Origin of the sequence: Moritella sp. PE36 (assembly GCF_000170855.1) — a bacterium.
Lineage (GTDB): Bacteria > Pseudomonadota > Gammaproteobacteria > Enterobacterales > Moritellaceae > Moritella.
The window spans coordinates 1-2,597 of record NZ_ABCQ01000106.1 but is presented as its reverse complement, the minus strand read 5'-3'; the positions used below and the strand labels follow the sequence as shown (position 1 = coordinate 2,597).

2 protein-coding genes and 1 pseudogene are annotated in these 2,597 nt (G+C 40.4%); all 3 read right to left on the bottom strand.

Translation table 11 applies throughout. The features are described from left to right. A pseudogene (locus PE36_RS23320) lies at window positions 1-624 on the bottom strand (HlyD family secretion protein); the annotation flags it as partial. Window positions 625-772: 148 nt separating this feature from the next. Then, window positions 773-1,888 carry a hypothetical protein gene (locus PE36_RS23315; RefSeq protein WP_006034582.1) on the bottom strand — a complete coding sequence of 372 codons (1,116 nt, stop codon included), beginning with the start codon at window positions 1,886-1,888 and terminating at the stop codon, window positions 773-775. A 75-nt stretch (window positions 1,889-1,963) separates the two neighbouring features. Next, on the bottom strand, window positions 1,964-2,597 hold a 634-nt coding region (locus PE36_RS23310), incomplete at its 5' end, for a GH3 auxin-responsive promoter family protein (RefSeq protein ID WP_006034581.1).

Genomic DNA, 2,597 nt, shown 5'->3' with positions numbered 1-2,597 from the left:
AGAACAATTCCCGGTTTCAGGGGTATTAGGTAATGCGCCGCGTAAATTAACGGGGTACAGCCAGTAATAATCTTGCTGAGAAGCGAGGAGTTGCTCTGCAACGGCTCTGTTTAATGCCCAAAACAGATAGATATTCAGTGCGACTCGATGTTTTTTAGCTAACTTTTTGATCTCAAGCGTTTCAGCTTGAGTGAAGTAGGTATTAACAATTGGGGCATCATTGCTGTATTGAGTACTATTGCTATATTGAGTACTATTATCATATTGAGTACTATTGTCATTATCCGCTAGATTTGTCGCCGCATAATCTGGAAAAGTGGTTTTCCAGCGAATTTTTTTTGCCACATTAGACTTACCACCAGCAAACAGCATTTTAATTTGCTGCCAATTAGATGGTGCAATTTTGTCTGCAATTTGTGGTAAATCCTGACACGGGTAATCATGCTCACGTAAGATCGTGGTAAGTCCGCCTAACCCATCCATTTTACTGTGCGAAAATTCAAACCAATTGATGTCATCCGTAGTTTTATTTAGCAACCCAACATTCATTCGGTCGCCGATCCCAAACGCTTTACGTGCCTGAAACCACATTGCTATATAATCTTTATTTTGGCTACTACTCATCGGTTAGCTTCCTTGTTAACCAAACTGAATGCCTCGAACAAATCGAAACTGTCTTTATTTTTCTATTTTAACGCTTCTATTTCTCAACGCATCTCTACTCACTAGCTAAACTATTTAATACCAATTTCATTACGATAAATTCATCTGCTTACAGTCTTGCAGGCTCTAAATACAGTGGGTATGTGGTATCAAATTTATGCCGCGGATCATCGTGATAACTCGCAATAAAATGCTTACTGTGCAGTACTTTAGAACGATACTGTTCGAGAATACGTTGGCGAGTATCTAATGAGGGTAATCCGCACACTAACGCCTGATAATTTAGTGCTAAACAATCATTATAAATATACTGCAATAACCGTGAAAATAACTTTTCATCGTCATTAATGACTAACAAGCTATGCAGTGACACGTAACTCAGTTTATCTCCAGCTTTCGGTAGCATCATGCCGCCAAATAATTTGGAATAAGCGTTATTAAGTAAACGAGCCACTGACATTAATTTGCTGTAAGCAACAAAACGAGTTTGCTTAAAACTGCTCTGGTCCCAAATACCGGCCATTGCCACTAGTGTTGACCCCTCAAACATCAAATAATAATTGCTGATGACGAGTCCTCGGTAATACTCATCACCATTCAACAATTTAATAAAATCATAATGTGGATAAAACTGTTTAGTCTTGGCTTGCTGCTCAAAAAACTCTTGCATCAAGTCAATATCATTATGATCCGCTTTACGAATATTAAACTTACTCTCCGAACTTGGACGCGGCATAGTTAAGCGAGGCTTAGTTAAATACAGCATATGCGTTGTCATCTCACCAAAATCGTAATACGTTGGCGTGATGCTGCGCCCACTGCCAATCGAGTTTAATGAGGCATCATTATCACTCAGGATCACCGTCTGCATCCAATCACTGCCCATCGCTTTGCGATAGCATTTAAGCAGGTTAAAAAGAGTTCGACCACTTTTAAAGTCAGGATGGATCCGTAAATCATTACCATAACGTACTTTCTGACGTTCACCATTAACATAGACATCACGCTGCCCAATACTAAAAATAGCAGCAACGCGATCACTTTCACGTTCAATTGCAACCCACACATCCAGTATTTGAGTCACCACTTTCGTTGCCATGAAAAAATCAGGAGTACGTTCAAAATTGATCGTAATCGCTCCAACCTGTGGCGTTGCGGCGATTAACGCGATCAATTCATCAGAATCATTTGCCTGTGCTGGCCTGGTATAAAATCGGCTTGCCATTTGCCTTACCTCTACGACTTAATGAAGCTATATACGCTAGGATCATGCTGTAATCACGGTATAGTTACGATACGGTTATGCCGCAATGGCTTCCAGAAATACACTTGGAGTATCAATATCCCAAAGCACTAAAGGCTCAATTTTGATATTGCCAACAACCATGCCACGCGCTTCACAACGGGAATAATACAGATCTCGCGCGTTCTGGCTGCAACATACTTTTAAAGTCCCCAACTGACCAAGATCTCTGGCTAGTTGGTAATGGAAACAAGCCTGTAATTCAGCTTCAGCATTGGCAGCAACCTGCTTCATTTCAAGTTCGGAGATCTTGCTATTCGGTTCACAAAGTAACAGATAAAATGGTTTTTCATTTGGCGTATTCGCGGGTACAGCAAAAACAGTGATCGCTGTTAAGCGTGGATTTTGTTCCGCCGATTTCATAATTTCAAGCGCGATTTCAGGACTCATTTTTTCACCGACAAGATCAATGCCATCCAACCGTCCTAAAAATTCAAAACACGGGCAATCTTTTAGGAAACCGCTGACACGTAATTTATCTTTCATCGCGTAACGCAACAGGCCACTACCCGTGGTTAATACAGGGCGTACTAATTGATCCTGTTTCAGTTTCCAAGCAGGAAATACTTCTTCAGTATCAAGATCAATAAATTCATAAAAATGACTGCATATAGCCAATGGATACTTATTT

Excerpts from the sequence above, each read along its gene's own strand:
- PE36_RS23315 (WP_006034582.1), bottom strand. The coding sequence starts at position 1,888 with ATGGCAAGCCGATTTTATACCAGGCCAGCACAGGCAAATGATTCTGAT.